At 54.7% G+C, this 13539-nt stretch carries 12 protein-coding genes; 6 read left to right on the forward strand and 6 right to left on the reverse strand.

Features of this window, described 5'->3' with window-relative positions:
* Nucleotides 1-5: 5 nt before the first annotated feature.
* Nucleotides 6-923 (reverse strand): bestrophin family protein, encoded by a 918-nt coding sequence (locus tag ACIP6T_RS21565; RefSeq protein WP_400458827.1) that lies wholly within the window; start codon nt 921-923, stop codon nt 6-8.
* Nucleotides 924-1018: 95 nt separating this feature from the next.
* On the reverse strand, nt 1019-1921 hold the full coding sequence (locus tag ACIP6T_RS21570; RefSeq protein WP_097095730.1) for a LysR family transcriptional regulator: 903 nt from the start codon (nt 1919-1921) through the stop codon (nt 1019-1021).
* A gap of 95 nt (nt 1922-2016) precedes the next feature.
* Between ACIP6T_RS21570 and ACIP6T_RS21575 the strand changes: the two genes are divergently transcribed.
* Nucleotides 2017-2838 (forward strand): SDR family oxidoreductase, encoded by an 822-nt coding sequence (locus tag ACIP6T_RS21575; protein WP_400458829.1) that lies wholly within the window; start codon nt 2017-2019, stop codon nt 2836-2838.
* A gap of 160 nt (nt 2839-2998) precedes the next feature.
* Complete coding sequence (locus tag ACIP6T_RS21580; RefSeq protein WP_400458831.1) at nt 2999-4015, forward strand: NAD(P)-dependent alcohol dehydrogenase; 1017 nt, start codon at nt 2999-3001, stop codon at nt 4013-4015.
* 72 nt (nt 4016-4087) lie between these two features.
* On the opposite strand, the gene ACIP6T_RS21585 is transcribed toward ACIP6T_RS21580, so the two are convergent.
* The gene (locus tag ACIP6T_RS21585; protein WP_400458833.1) at nt 4088-5020 is read right to left on the reverse strand and encodes a nucleoside recognition family protein; all 933 of its coding nucleotides are present in this window, start codon (nt 5018-5020) and stop codon (nt 4088-4090) included.
* 353 nt (nt 5021-5373) lie between these two features.
* On the opposite strand from ACIP6T_RS21585, the gene dinD reads away from it, so the two are divergent.
* Complete coding sequence (gene dinD, locus ACIP6T_RS21590; RefSeq protein ID WP_345827864.1) at nt 5374-6231, forward strand: DNA damage-inducible protein D; 858 nt, start codon at nt 5374-5376, stop codon at nt 6229-6231.
* Between the two features lie 106 nt (nt 6232-6337).
* On the opposite strand, the gene gorA is transcribed toward dinD, so the two are convergent.
* Entirely contained in the window at nt 6338-7690 is a 1353-nt protein-coding gene (gorA, locus tag ACIP6T_RS21595; protein ID WP_345827866.1) for a glutathione-disulfide reductase, read from the reverse strand.
* Between the two features lie 249 nt (nt 7691-7939).
* On the opposite strand from gorA, the gene rnz reads away from it, so the two are divergent.
* Entirely contained in the window at nt 7940-8851 is a 912-nt protein-coding gene (rnz, locus tag ACIP6T_RS21600) for a ribonuclease Z (RefSeq protein ID WP_400458835.1), read from the forward strand.
* Here the strand turns inward: rnz and ACIP6T_RS21605 are convergent.
* The gene (locus ACIP6T_RS21605; RefSeq protein ID WP_345827868.1) at nt 8848-9660 is read right to left on the reverse strand and encodes a CPBP family intramembrane glutamic endopeptidase; all 813 of its coding nucleotides are present in this window, start codon (nt 9658-9660) and stop codon (nt 8848-8850) included. The genes rnz and ACIP6T_RS21605 overlap by 4 nt on opposite strands.
* A 37-nt stretch (nt 9661-9697) precedes the next feature.
* Nucleotides 9698-10540 carry a 23S rRNA (adenine(2030)-N(6))-methyltransferase RlmJ gene (locus ACIP6T_RS21610; RefSeq protein ID WP_097095738.1) on the reverse strand — a complete coding sequence of 281 codons (843 nt, stop codon included), beginning with the start codon at nt 10538-10540 and terminating at the stop codon, nt 9698-9700.
* Between the two features lie 310 nt (nt 10541-10850).
* On the opposite strand from ACIP6T_RS21610, the gene ACIP6T_RS21615 reads away from it, so the two are divergent.
* Complete coding sequence (locus tag ACIP6T_RS21615) at nt 10851-11276, forward strand: hypothetical protein (protein WP_320204472.1); 426 nt, start codon at nt 10851-10853, stop codon at nt 11274-11276.
* Nucleotides 11277-11492: 216 nt separating this feature from the next.
* Nucleotides 11493-13535 (forward strand): oligopeptidase A, encoded by a 2043-nt coding sequence (gene prlC / locus ACIP6T_RS21620; protein ID WP_345827869.1) that lies wholly within the window; start codon nt 11493-11495, stop codon nt 13533-13535.
* Nucleotides 13536-13539 lie beyond the last annotated feature (4 nt).

Genomic DNA, 13539 nt, shown 5'->3' on the forward strand with positions numbered 1-13539 from the left:
AAACATCACGTCAAATTAAAATGCGCATCCGGCTGTAACGGTTCCGGTAGCGACCGTTCGCCATTCATCGCTTTCAGATCGCGTGCGATATTAACGCACAGCGCATCAAGCGGCAGATGGTTCGGCGCGGTGCCAAACGGGTGCTCCAGCTCCTCCGCCAGCGCTTCCAGTGACAAAAAGGTGTAGGAGATAAACATCGACACCAGCGGCGTCATCAGGTGCAAATCCGCCACCAGCGCGAACGGCAGCAGCGTGCAGAACAGATACACGGTACGATGCAGGATCAGGCTGTAGGCAAACGGAATCGGCGTGTTGGCGATGCGATCGCAGCCGCCCAGAATGGTGGACAGCTGATTGAGATTTTCATCAATGCTCTGCCAGATAATATCCGATATGTCCCCTTCATCGCGGCGCTGTGCCAGCCAGGTGCTCAAACACAATAAAACCTGCGATGTAGGCATAGGATGATTCAGCACTGCGCTGTGCCAGTTATCGGGCAGCAGGCGCTGCAAATCGGCCTGCACCGGCGTTTTACGCAGGCGGTGTTTCAGGCTCCAGCTAAACGCCAGCAGCAAGCCGGTAAATTCCCGCACCTGTTCTTCACGGATGCCGCGAATGCTTTTAATTTGCCGCAGCAGCGAACGCTCGGTGATATGCAAGTTACCCCACAAGTGGCGGGCTTCGATAAAACGCGCATAGCTGGCGTTGTTGCGAAAACCAAGGAAGATGGCGATCGACACCCCGACCAAACTAAAAGGCGCGGTGGTGAGGTGAATGCCGAGGGTCGAATACCACGGATAGCCAAAGATAGCGATCAGCGACATGAGTAGATTGAGCGACAGGCGAAACACGATGTTGCTAAGCACCGAGCCATGCCAGTCAAACAGCCGGATAAACCAGTGTTGATGGGGACGTACGATCATTTTGCGATGGTGTATTTTTTAGGTTTTGTGGCGTTAGGGTACGCCGGTCAGCATGGCGGAATCAACGCCATTGCTGACGCTTTTTTAAGACCGAATCATGAGATGCGCGGCAAGCTGACTTTCAACGCATCAATAAACAACCGCAGCGCCATGGATTGGTGGCGGTTGGGCGGGAACCACAGCGCAATCCCCGCTGATTGCACTCGCCAATCGGCCAGCAGTTCAACCAACTGGCCGCTGCGCAATGCTTTTTCCACATACAGCGACGGCACATAAGCAATGCCTAACCCGGCAAGGGCGGCCTGCGCCATCAGCGCGTTGCTGTCCAGCGTGAGCGTGCCGGGCACATCAATTTCGTGCGTTTCTGCCGCCTGCGCATATTCCCAGTGATAACGTTTGCCGCTGGGTAAGCGCTGGCGTATGCACTGCTGTCGCAGGAGATCGCGGGGATGCTTAATCGGCGCGTGCAGCGCCAGGTAAGCCGGTGCTGCCACGGTGACAAACGTCAGCGGACCACCGAGCGGAACCGCCACCATATCCTGCGGTACATCCTCAAGTAGCCTGATTCCGGCATCAAAACCGGCGGCGGTGATATCCACCAATGCGCCTTGTGCGGCGAAATCGAGCTGGATATCGGGATAACGGGCGCTAAATTCCGCCACTACGTGCTGCAACAGCAAACCGATCGAGGCATCACTGGCGCTGATGCGCAACGTGCCGTAGTGCTGTTGGCGGCTGGCTGAGATGTCGTGCAGCACCTCATCCATCTGATTCAAGAGCGGCGAGAGTCGATCCAGTAGCTGCTGCCCGGCATCGGTGAGCGACACGCTGCGCGTGGTGCGCTGAAACAGCTGAACGCCCAGATTGTGCTCCAGCGTTTTCACCAGATGGCTGAGCGAAGAGCGCTTTAATCCGAGCTGCTCGGCGGCACGACGAAAGCTGCGCTGTTCACCAAGGGTTTTGATGGCTTGCAGCTCGTGCCACGAAGGTCGTTTCATTGGTGGTTTTTCCTCACCGGGTCATACGCGATTAGGTAGATTATCTCCACCAGTAAAGCGATCTACCATCAGGTTTTCAATAGGAGGAGCACAACATGAAAACCTGGTTAATTACCGGCGCCAGCAGCGGGCTAGGTCGTTTGATGAGTGAACGTTTACTGGCGCGTGGCGATCGCGTGCTGGCTTGCATACGTCGCGAACAGGCGATGGCCGATCTGCAGCAAACCTATGGCGAGCAGCTGCAGATTGTTGCGCTGGATCTGGCGCAAACCGATCGTATAGCGCCCACCATTGCGGATGCTTTTAAGGCGGTCGAACGCATTGATGTGGTGGTGAGCAATGCCGCCTACGGCCTGTTCGGCGCGGCGGAAGAGTTGAGTGATGCGCAGATTGATCGCCAGATCGCCACCAATCTTACCGGTTCTATCCAGCTGATTCGCGCCGTCATTCCCCTGTTACGCCAGCAGGGCGGCGGACGTATCGCGCAGATTTCTTCAGAAGGCGGCCAGGTGGCTTATCCCAACTTCAGCCTGTATCACGCCAGCAAATGGGGCATTGAGGGATTTGTCGAGGCGGTGCGTCAGGAAGTGGCCAACTTCGGCATTGATTTCCTGCTGGTGGAGCCGGGCCCAACGGCGACGAATTTTGCTACAGGATTGGATATCGCTGACGCGCTCGAGGTATACCGCGATAACGCCTCAGGCCAGCTGCGCCGTGCGATTTTATCCGGTGATTTCACCATTGCCGGTGACGCCGGGAAATGCGTAACGGCGATGATTGAGACGCTTGATAAGCCCAGCATGCCGCTGCGCCTGGCGCTTGGCAGCACCGCCTATCAGCATATCGAAGCGGCATTGGAAAGCCGTCTGGCGGAGCTGCGCGCGCAGCGCGATGTGGCATTCGGCGCGGACGTGTAACCGCATAGGATGTTAGGCGGAATCTGCAGATAGCTGCCAAACTCAGCCATTATGCATTTTGCCCGGTGCGCATGAATGTGCACCCTATACCGGTCAGAGTAGGGTCGCCATTTATGGCGACCAATCCGCTCAATCCTATGACTCAAGGAGACGTTCTAACATGCAAGCGATGATCCTGAAGTATCCCGGCGGCTTAGAAAACCTGCAGCTGATCGATCTTGCCGATCCCGGCAAACCTGGCGCGGGAGAGATCCGTGTAGCGATCTACGCTACGTCGCTGAACTTCCACGATCTGCTGGTGGCGGATGGATCGATACCTACCGCCGATGGCCGCATTATGATGGCGGACGGCGCAGGCGTGGTGGAAGAGGTGGGCGCGGGCGTTACTGAATTTAAGCCGGGCGATCATGTGGTGTCATGCTTCTTCCCGCAGTGGCAGGATGGGTTGCCGTTGAGCCAGGTGGGCAATTTCACTCAAACGCCGGGCGACGGTGCGCACGGCTTCGCTGCCGAGGTGGTGGTACGTCCGGCGCAGCACTTCACGCTGGCACCGCGCGGTTGGCGGCATGCAGAAGCGGCGACCATCACCACGTCGGGGCTCACCGCATGGCGTGCGCTGGTGGGCGATGCGCAGATCAAAGCGGGTGATACGATCGTTACGCTCGGCACCGGTGGAGTGTCGATTACCGCGTTGCAGATCGCTAAATCAATGGGTGCCCGCGTGATTGTTACTTCCTCCTCCGACGAAAAGCTGGCGCGCGCGCGTGAGCTGGGTGCCGATGCGGGCATTAACTATCGCAGCACGCCGGAGTGGGGCAAAGCGGTACAGCAGTTAACCGATGGCCAGGGCGCGGATGTGGTGATTGAACTTGGCGGTCCTGGCACCATGGCGCAGTCGATTGAGGCGGTGCGTGTTGGTGGGCATATCGCGCTAATTGGCGTCCTTACCGGCTTTGAAGGCGTGATCCCCACCTCATTATTGATGGCAAAACAGGCGCGTATTCAAGGGCTGATTGTCGGCCATCGCCGCCAGCAGCAGGATTTTGTCCGCGCACTGGAGCAGAACGATATCCGGCCAGTGATCAGCGATAGCTACGGTTCACTGAGCGATCTCCCGGCAGCGTTTAAGCATCAGCAGAGCGCGGGACATTTCGGCAAAATTACGGTGGAGTGGTAAAACCATAACCACCGTGAAGTAGCATGTTATTGATCACAGGGTGCTGAAGAGGATATTCAGCGCCATGAAGACTCAGAATAGGATGGCGTGTACCGTAGCACGCAGGGCGATACCGAGCAGAATGCCGGGAACGGCGAAGCGGAACAGGCGCGGGAAGCGGCTTGAAAGGCCAAGGAAAATACCAATGCCGGGCAGATCGAAGGTTTGAATCAACAAACCTGCCGAGGCGTTGATGTTATGGGCGCTGTATAAGCCTTTCTCCACCAGTCCCGCCACCACGCCGTAATAGGCGGTGCCGCCCGCCAGGCATTTTGTCAGCGCTGGAAGAATGTAGACGTCGGAAATGTGCAGCTTATCCAGCAGCGGCGAGAGCAGGCGCGTCAGCATTTCGATGCCGCCCGCTTCTTTTAAAATATCCACCACCGATAACGAAATAATCAACATCGGCAGTGAACCCATCGCCAGGCGAATGGCATCGGAACCGGCGCTGTTTATGATGCCAATCAGCCCGATTTTGCTTTCTTGATGGGTGACGGCTTCATCCTCGTTGAGCAGCGCGGCATCAGAGAGTTTGCGGCCAAAAAGGTGATAGGTGGCTGCCGCCGCGAGTACGCCACCGCAGATGGAGACGATCAGCGCCGTGCTCCAGTGCAATCCCGCCGGAATCAGTGGATAGAAGGTACTGGCCTGGCCCATGGCAAATAACATTGCCAGCGTGGCAGCCATATGACGATCCGAAGTGCCGCGCTTTTCCATAATCGCCAGCGCCGCCAGCGGGGCGGCAAAACTGACGAAATTAAGCTGAATCATGGCAAAAAAAGCCAGCCCGGTAATACCGAACGGTTTTAATAGCGGCGTGGCATGCCGCACCACAAAATCCAACAGACCTTTGACTTCCAGATATTTCATGATGAATAACATCACTACCATAATGGGAATTAAGGTGTAGAGCGCAACGTCCACTGAGGCTTTTCCCGCAGACATAATGATATCGATAATATTCATGCCAGATTCAGACCTGTGTTCACACCGTTGTCCCCGAAAAAATATTTAAATAGGCAAAGTAGTGCCTAAAGACGTTCAGTGACACACCAACCTCAATGAATGCACCTTCCGTAGCGACGCAATTCATTGCGCGATAAATCGCGCCGCTACGGAATATGCGCTATGAGATATCGGTATTCATATGTCGAGTGAAAAAGCATTAAGCAAGGGGCTGCCCGTAAAGGAATAAATCTTATCCGTTACGTGGATGGTTGAGTAGTGAATAAACAAGACAGGTCTGCTACCGAACTAGACTTAAGCTGTGCAGTTTGATCCGCTGAGTGAGATGCGGACATGAATTATAGGGGGAACATATGGAAAATAGTCACATTCAAATGCTAACCGATGCTTTTGAAGGTTGCTCCCAGCAAACTGATACTGGCGTGGAGTTCTGGTTAGCGCGAGATGTGCAACATCTGCTGGGATATAGCAAATGGGATAATTTTCAAAGCGTGATTTTGAAAGCCAAAACGGCTTGCGAGATTTCAGGTCATGAGGTGCTGGATCATTTTGCCGACGTCGGGAAAATGATCGAACTAGGCAAAGGGGGGCAGCGCGAGATTGATGATGTCATGCTTACGCGTTATGCATGTTATCTGATTGCTCAAAACGGCGATCCCAGAAAGCAGGAGATTGCATTCGCCCAGACTTACTTCGCAATGCAGACCCGTAAAGCTGAACTGATTGAACGTAGGCTGTTAGAAACTGAGCGAGTGCAGGCGAGGAAAAAACTCAGTGGAACAGAAAAAGAACTTTCAAATGTTATTTACGAACAAACGGGTGGAAGCCAGAATTTTGCCCTTATCCGAAGTAAAGGCGATTTCGCACTGTTCAACCGAAGCACACAAGTTATGAAAGCACAGTGGAATGTGCCAGAAAGTCGTCCTTTAGCTGATTTCGCACCAACCATTATTTTAAAGGCCAAGGATTTCGCAACAGAAATTACTATTCATAACGCCAGAACGCTACAGATGAAAAGTGAGCAGCAAATATCGGGTGAGCACGTTAATAATAACGAAGCAGTAAGAGAAACATTACTCAATCGCGGCATTAAACCAGAAAGTCTACCGGCTGCTGAAGATGTCAAAAAAGTTGAGCGTAGGTTGGCTTCCGCTGAAAAGAAATCACTCATCAAACCTGACAAGCTCGAGAAAGAGGGTGGGGACGATTAAAACTGATTCTTGAAAAAGCACCGAATTAAAATTTACTAAACATCAGGATGTTTCATCATCCTGATGTTTTCTTAAAAATATCTGTCCGATTTGAATAAACCGAATATTAACGCATCGTCACAAATTCTTCGGACGCGGTGGGGTGAATCGCCACGGTATTATCGAAGTCTTTCTTGGTGGCGCCCATTTTCAGCGCTACCGCGAAGCCTTGCAGCATCTCATCCATGCCGTTGCCGATACCGTGAATGCCGACAATTTTCTCATCCGCACCTACGCACACCAGTTTCATGCGGCACGGCTGGCGATGTTGGGTGACAGCGGTATACATTGCGGTGAAGGAGGATTTATACACCTTCACCTGATCGTCGCCGTACTGCTCGCGCGCCTGCGGTTCGGTCAATCCTACGGTACCAATCGGCGGATGACTGAACACCACGGTCGGTACGTTGCTGAAATCCAGATGCTCATCCGGCTTGTTGTTAAACAGGCGCTCAGAAAGACGACGACCTGCCGCCACCGCAACCGGCGTTAATTCAACCGCACCGGTGTTATCACCAACTGCATAAATGCCTTTGACGTTCGTGTTCTGGAACTTATCAACGTTGATATAGCCCTTGTCGTTGAGCTTCACGCCGGTTGCCGCCAGATTGAGATTATCGGTTGCCGGTTCACGGCCAATCGCCCACACCAAACAATCCACGGTTTGCTCGTGGCCGCTTTCCAGCTGCAGCGTCAGGCTGCCGTCGGCGTTTTTAATCACCGCTTTCGGAATCGATTCGGTGTGCAGCGTTGGACCTTCTGCCTGCATCACCTCAACCAGCGTATCGACGATCAGCGGATCGAAGCTGCGCAGCGGCGCGTGCTTACGTACAAATAGGTGGGTTTCTGCGCCCAGCGCATTCACCACGCCGGCCAGCTCCACGGCGATGTAACCCGCACCCACAACCGCCACGCGCTTCGGCAATGCATCCAGTTCAAAGAAACCATCAGAGTCGATACCGTATTCCGCGCCCGGCACGTTGGGATGGCTTGGACGACCGCCGGTGGCGATGAGGATGTGATCGGCGGTGAGGGTTTCGCCGTTCACTTCCACGGTATTGGCATCGATAAAGCGCGCGAAGCCTTTGATCACTTCAACCTTATTTTTACCCAGCACGTTATCGTATGAGCTGTGAATGCGATCGATGTAGGCGCTGCGGTTTTTCACCAGAATTGACCAGTCAAAACGATTTACCGTGGTATCGAAACCATAATCTGGCCCATAAAGATGAATAGCCTCAGCGATTTGCGCCGCATGCCACATCACCTTTTTCGGTACGCAGCCGACGTTGACGCAGGTGCCGCCCAGCTCTTTCGCTTCAATCAGCGCGCACTTTTGGCCGTGCATCGCGGCACGGTTAATCGAGGCGATACCGCCGCTGCCGCCGCCGATGGCGAGGTAGTCAAAATGTCTGGTCATCCGTTATGTCCATCTGTTGGAAGAAAATTGGCATAGAGTTTAACGCTTGAGGCGTGAGGCGCGCAAAGATTGCACCTATGAATGTAATAGGGTTGAATCCCGAAACCCGCCATACTTCAAGCCGCAGGCGCGTTGGCTGCATCCTTTAACCCCAGTCACATAGTGAACTATGTTCCTGGGGATTAAAGGATTTGCCGCCTTCCTGCAACATGAATTATGACGGGTGCTACTCGTCAAAAGGAAATGAATATGCAACTGACTTTTCTCGGCACCGGCGGCGGTGCGCCCAGCCTGCAACGTAACGTCACCGCAATTGCGCTGACGCTGTCGAAACGCGGCGAAACCTGGCTGTTCGACTGCGGTGAAGCAACGCAGCATCAGTACATGCGCTCGGCGCTCAAGCCGGGCAAGCTGGAAAAAATCTTTATCACCCATCTGCACGGCGACCACATCTTTGGCCTGCCGGGATTGCTCACCAGCCGTTCGATGGCGGGCATCCTTGAGCCCATGACGGTTTACGGTCCCAAAGGTATTCGGCAATTTATTGAGACGGCGCTCAGCTTAAGCGGCTCATACACCTCTTATCCGCTGGAAATTGTCGAGATTGAAGCCGGTTTGGTGCTGGATGATGGCGAGTTCCGCGTCACCGCCTGGCCGATGAATCATGTGATTGAGTGCTTTGGCTATCGCATTGAGCAGCACGACAAGCCGGGCTTCCTTGATGCGCCACGCCTCAAAGCCGAAGGCGTACCGCGCGGGCCATGGTATCAGGATTTGAAAGCGGGCAAACGCATCCAGCTGGAAGATGGTCGGGAAATCAACGGCGCGGAGTATCTGGGGCCGGCCACCAAAGGTAAAGTGTTGGCGATATTTGGCGATACTGCGCCCACCGAGGTTGCGCTGCAGCTGGCCGCCAACGCGGATGTGATGGTGCATGAAACCACGCTGGAAGCGGCTCTGGTTGAAAAAGCCAACGGGCGCGGCCACTCAACTACCGTTCAGGCGGCTGAAGTGGCAAAACAATCAGGAGCAAAGCGGATGATCGCCACGCATTTCAGCTCGCGCTATCTGTCAAAGGATCGGGAGAAACTGCTGGCGGAGTGCCAGTCGGTGTTTGCTGCGACCGAGCTGGCACATGATTTCGCGGTATTCGAGGTTTAGTGCTGTAACGCCGGGTAGGTGAAAAACAGCAGATGCGTCATGTTGAACAGGAAATGGACGCCGGTGGCGACCCACAGGCGTCCACTCCATTGCCACGCCAGACCGTAAATCAGCCCGGCCAGGGTAGCGAAAATCATCAGTAACGGCCCGCCGGGAAAGTGTGCCAGGCCGAACAGCAGCGACGTCAGCAACAATGCAGCTACGGCACCGATGTGTTGGCGCAAACGCTGTTGCAGATAGCCGCGAAAGAATGCCTCTTCCGCCAGCGCAACGAAGAACACGTTCGCCAGCACAAAACTGCCCAACCATTCCGGCCAATGGGGTTCAACGGCCAGGCCACCCAACTGCACCGCGACATAGAGCAGCAGCGGAATCGCCGCCAGCAGCGCCAGCCACAATATCTTGTAGCGCGGTGGAGCGGCCTTGGTGCGAAACAGCTGCGGCAAACAGATGAGCAACACAAACGGAATCAGCGCCTTATCGAAGTTATATGAGAAGCTGAAGGGCGCACTAAGCGGTCCGGCCTGCACATCTTCTACCTGACGCGGATTGTTGAAACCGGGGAAAAAATGCAGAAACAGCCCGACGGCAATGGCAACGAGCAGGGCTTCGCTGACCAGCTGAATCCAGCGTGCGCTGTTTTCGACGCGAACCCACGCGATAACGGCGATGGCGCCGAGTAGTGTCATCGCCGGCCAATCCAGCACATCCTGAAACAAACCCAGAATAGTGGCCAGCGTGAGCAGCAGTACGGAAAAACGTTTGGCGGGCGACAGCATAGCAAGCGCGCCAGCCAGAATGATCCACATGGTAATTGTCCTTGTTGGCTGACGGCGCTACGCGAACCTACTCTGGCACGATTTGCGTGACGCTGAAGTGACCGGTACCAGCAGGTACCAGCTTCTGATGCAGCCACGGCAGCAGCTCTTCCATTTGCGCTTTTAGCTTCCACGGCGGGTTAATCACGATCATGCCGGAAGCCGTCATGCCGCGCTGATCGCTGTCTGGACGCACTGCCAGCTCAATTTGCAGAATGTTGCGGATATTGGTGGCCTGCAGGTCCTTGATCATGTGTTTGATCTGTTGACGCATGACAACCGGATACCACAGGGCGAACACGCCGGTGGCGAAACGCTTGTGGCCTTCCTGAATACCTTTCACCACATCCTGATAATCGCTTTTCATCTCATACGGTGGATCGATGAGAATCAGACCGCGGCGGCTCAGCGGCGGCAGCTTGGCTTTCAGCTGCTGGTAACCGTCGCCACGCGCTACGCGCGCGCGCGCATCTTTGCTGAACTCGGTGCGCAGCAGCGGATAATCGCTGGAGTGCAGCTCGGTCAGCTCCATTTTGTCCTCTTCGCGCAGCAGGAAGCGGGCAATTAACGGTGAGCCGGGATAATACTTTAAGGTGCCATGCGGATTAAGGTTACGCACCGCCGAGAGATACGGCTTCAGCAGCTCAGGCACATCCGGCTGCTGCCAGATGCGGCCGATGCCTTCCAGATATTCACCGGTACGCTCGGCGTGCTCACCGCTGAGCAGGTAACGTCCGGCACCAGCATGCGTATCCAGATAGAGAAAAGGTTTTTCCTTCTCCATCAGAGCGGTGAGGATCAGGCTTTCAACGGTATGTTTCAGCACGTCGGCATGGTTGCCGGCATGAAAACTGTGGCGATAACTCAGCATAAAAAAGAGGGGTCCGCGGTTGGATCAAAGGGAGTCTATACATCGTGTGTGGCGCGATTATAGCCGCGCTGGGTAAAAATTGCTGACGTTTCGTGGGTGATTTAAGTTTTATGGCCAGGTGTCGTTATAGCGGCTTGCGATGCGTTTTGTTGTGGGAAATTTTTGCCATGTCATTGTCCAGTACGCGAATTTTCGCTGCAATTCAACGCGCCGAAGTGAAATGCCAGGTGTTTCTGGCAGGAGATTTTTTTGCTTAAAGCACCTTTAACAACTTCTGGTGAAAATGATGAATAAAATAACGGGTGTCGCAATGGCAAGTCTGTTGGCACTTACCGGCTGCGCGAAACCACAACCCGTGCAAAGCCTGGTCACGCCGCCTGCTGCGGCAGCACAGCCTGTTGCGCAAAATACTCCAGTAGGACAAGAGACATCCGTTGTGGTCTCACCGTCCGCTCAACCTGAGGCTGCGCCATTGACCGATGGCCTTTCAGGCAACATGGAGCAGTGCCGTAAAGAGCTGGATGCTATGCGTCTTTATAGCAAGGTGTCATATGCCAATTTCAATGCAGAACTGCAGAAAATTGACGCACAAACCCATAAATATTTGCAAATTAAACAATCGATTGGCGCAGATATTAATGATTTAGTGATGCCACGTTATCAGTTCCAGGCGCGTGAGTTGTGCTTCCGTATTAAAAACCGTCTATCACAACTGATTATTCGTCAGGCTGGCTAACACCTGCATTGATTGCCCGTTGTCGGTGTGGATAGCGCTATGCAACGCGATTCCTATCCCTCTTCGCTCAAATACGCTTCAGCTCGCCTTGTGGCGAGCTTTTCTTCGCCGGTCCATCCTTAGCGGCATTGATTTTCATGCTATCAAGCCGCATGTTAGGTAGATTGCGTCGCGCGAGTACTCGCGCCTCAACTCCATCATGAAAGGACTGCGCTTATGACCAATCCGTTACTCACGTCTTTTACGCTTCCCCCGTTTTCTGCCATCAAACCTGAACATGTGGTTCCTGCGGTTACCGAAGCGCTGAACGACTGTCGTGCCGCGGTAGAACGCGCTGTGGCGCAAGGCGCGCCTTACACATGGGAAAATCTGGTACAGCCGCTGGCTGAAGTTGACGATCGCTTAGGTCGCCTGTTCTCGCCGGTTAGCCATTTAAATTCGGTGAAAAATAGCCCGGAACTGCGTGAAGCTTACGAACAAACGCTGCCGCTGCTGTCTGAGTACAGCACCTGGGTTGGCCAGCACGAAGGTTTGTACCAGGCATATCGCAACCTGAAAGAGGGCGAGAGCTACGCGGGCCTCGATACTGCGCAGCAGAAAGCGGTGGATAACAGCCTGCGTGATTTCGAGCTGTCCGGTATCGGTCTCGATAAAGAGAAACAGAAGCGCTATGGCGAAATCGCTGCGCGCCTGTCCGAGCTGGGCTCGACTTACAGCAACAATGTGCTCGACGCCACCATGGGCTGGAGCAAGCTGGTGACCGATGAAGCCGATCTGGCGGGTATGCCGGAGAGCGCGCTGGCTGCAGCCAAAGCGCAGGCTGAAGCCAAAGAGCAAGAGGGCTGGCTGCTGACGCTGGATATTCCAAGCTATTTGCCGGTGATGACCTATTGCGATAACGCCGCGCTGCGTGAAGAGCTGTACCGCGCCTATTCAACCCGTGCTTCCGATCAGGGCCCGAATGCCGGCAAATGGGATAACGGCCCGATTATGGCGGAAGAGCTGGCGCTGCGCCACGAACTGGCTCAGCTACTGGGCTTCGACTCCTACGCTGACAAATCGCTGGCCACCAAAATGGCGGAAAACCCGGCGCAGGTGATTGAGTTTCTTACCGATCTCGCTAAACGCGCGCGTCCGCAGGGTGAAAAAGAGCTGGCTCAGCTGCGCGCTTTCGCCAAAAAAGAGTTCGGCGTTGACGAAATGAATCCGTGGGATTTGACCTACTACGGCGAAAAACAGAAACAGCATCTCTACACCATCAGCGACGAGCAGCTGCGCCCGTATTTCCCGGAAGCGCGTGCGGTGAGTGGCCTGTTTGAGGTGGTAAAACGCATTTACGGTATCACCGCGAAAGAGCGTAAGGATGTGGATGTTTACCATCCGGATGTACGCTTCTTCGATCTGTTCGATGAAAGCGGCGAGCTGCGCGGCAGCTTCTATCTCGATCTCTATGCGCGCGAACACAAGCGTGGCGGGGCGTGGATGGACGACTGCGTTGGCCAGATGCGTAAAGCCGACGGCAGCCTGCAGAAGCCGGTGGCGTATCTAACCTGTAACTTCAATCGCCCGTTACAAGGCAAACCGGCGCTGTTCACCCATGATGAGGTGATCACGCTGTTCCACGAATTTGGTCACGGCCTGCATCATATGCTGACGCGCATCGAAACGCCGGGCGTATCTGGCATCAGCGGTGTGCCGTGGGATGCCGTCGAGCTGCCGAGCCAGTTTATGGAAAACTGGTGCTGGGAGCCGGACGCGCTGGCATTTATCTCCGGCCATTACGAAACTGGCGAACCGCTGCCGAAAGAATTGCTGGATAAAATGCTGGCCGCAAAAAACTATCAGGCGGCGCTGTTTATTCTGCGTCAGCTGGAGTTCGGCCTGTTCGATTTCCGTCTGCACACCGAGTTTAACCCGGCGAAAGGCGCGCAAATCCTTGAAACGTTGCGCGAAGTGAAGAAGCAGGTTGCCGTGGTGCCAAGCCCGGAATGGGGACGTTTCCCACACGCCTTTAGCCATGTGTTCGCGGGCGGTTACGCTGCCGGCTACTACAGCTATCTGTGGGCCGACGTGTTGGCGGCCGATGCCTATTCGCGCTTTGAAGAAGAGGGCATCTTTAATCGTCAGACCGGGCAATCGTTCCTCGATAACATCCTGACGCGCGGCGGCTCTGAAGAGCCTATGGAGCTGTTCAAGCGCTTCCGTGGCCGCGAGCCGCAGTTGGATGCGATGTTGGAACATTACGGCATTCAGGGATAAACCG

The sequence above is a fragment of the Pantoea sp. NPDC088449 genome (genome assembly GCF_044753225.1).
GTDB classification, from domain to species: Bacteria; Pseudomonadota; Gammaproteobacteria; order Enterobacterales; family Enterobacteriaceae; genus Pantoea; species Pantoea floridensis.

Bases quoted from the DNA above. Each gene is read 5' to 3' on its own strand.
- ACIP6T_RS21565 (WP_400458827.1), bottom strand. From the start codon at position 923: ATGATCGTACGTCCCCATCAACACTGGTTTATCCGGCTGTTTGACTGG.
- ACIP6T_RS21570 (WP_097095730.1), bottom strand. From the start codon at position 1,921: ATGAAACGACCTTCGTGGCACGAGCTGCAAGCCATCAAAACCCTTGGT.
- ACIP6T_RS21575 (WP_400458829.1), top strand. From the start codon at position 2,017: ATGAAAACCTGGTTAATTACCGGCGCCAGCAGCGGGCTAGGTCGTTTG.
- ACIP6T_RS21580 (WP_400458831.1), top strand. From the start codon at position 2,999: ATGCAAGCGATGATCCTGAAGTATCCCGGCGGCTTAGAAAACCTGCAG.
- ACIP6T_RS21585 (WP_400458833.1), bottom strand. From the start codon at position 5,020: ATGAATATTATCGATATCATTATGTCTGCGGGAAAAGCCTCAGTGGAC.
- dinD (WP_345827864.1), top strand. From the start codon at position 5,374: ATGGAAAATAGTCACATTCAAATGCTAACCGATGCTTTTGAAGGTTGC.
- gorA (WP_345827866.1), bottom strand. From the start codon at position 7,690: ATGACCAGACATTTTGACTACCTCGCCATCGGCGGCGGCAGCGGCGGT.
- rnz (WP_400458835.1), top strand. From the start codon at position 7,940: ATGCAACTGACTTTTCTCGGCACCGGCGGCGGTGCGCCCAGCCTGCAA.
- ACIP6T_RS21605 (WP_345827868.1), bottom strand. From the start codon at position 9,660: ATGTGGATCATTCTGGCTGGCGCGCTTGCTATGCTGTCGCCCGCCAAA.
- ACIP6T_RS21610 (WP_097095738.1), bottom strand. From the start codon at position 10,540: ATGCTGAGTTATCGCCACAGTTTTCATGCCGGCAACCATGCCGACGTG.
- ACIP6T_RS21615 (WP_320204472.1), top strand. From the start codon at position 10,851: ATGGCAAGTCTGTTGGCACTTACCGGCTGCGCGAAACCACAACCCGTG.
- prlC (WP_345827869.1), top strand. From the start codon at position 11,493: ATGACCAATCCGTTACTCACGTCTTTTACGCTTCCCCCGTTTTCTGCC.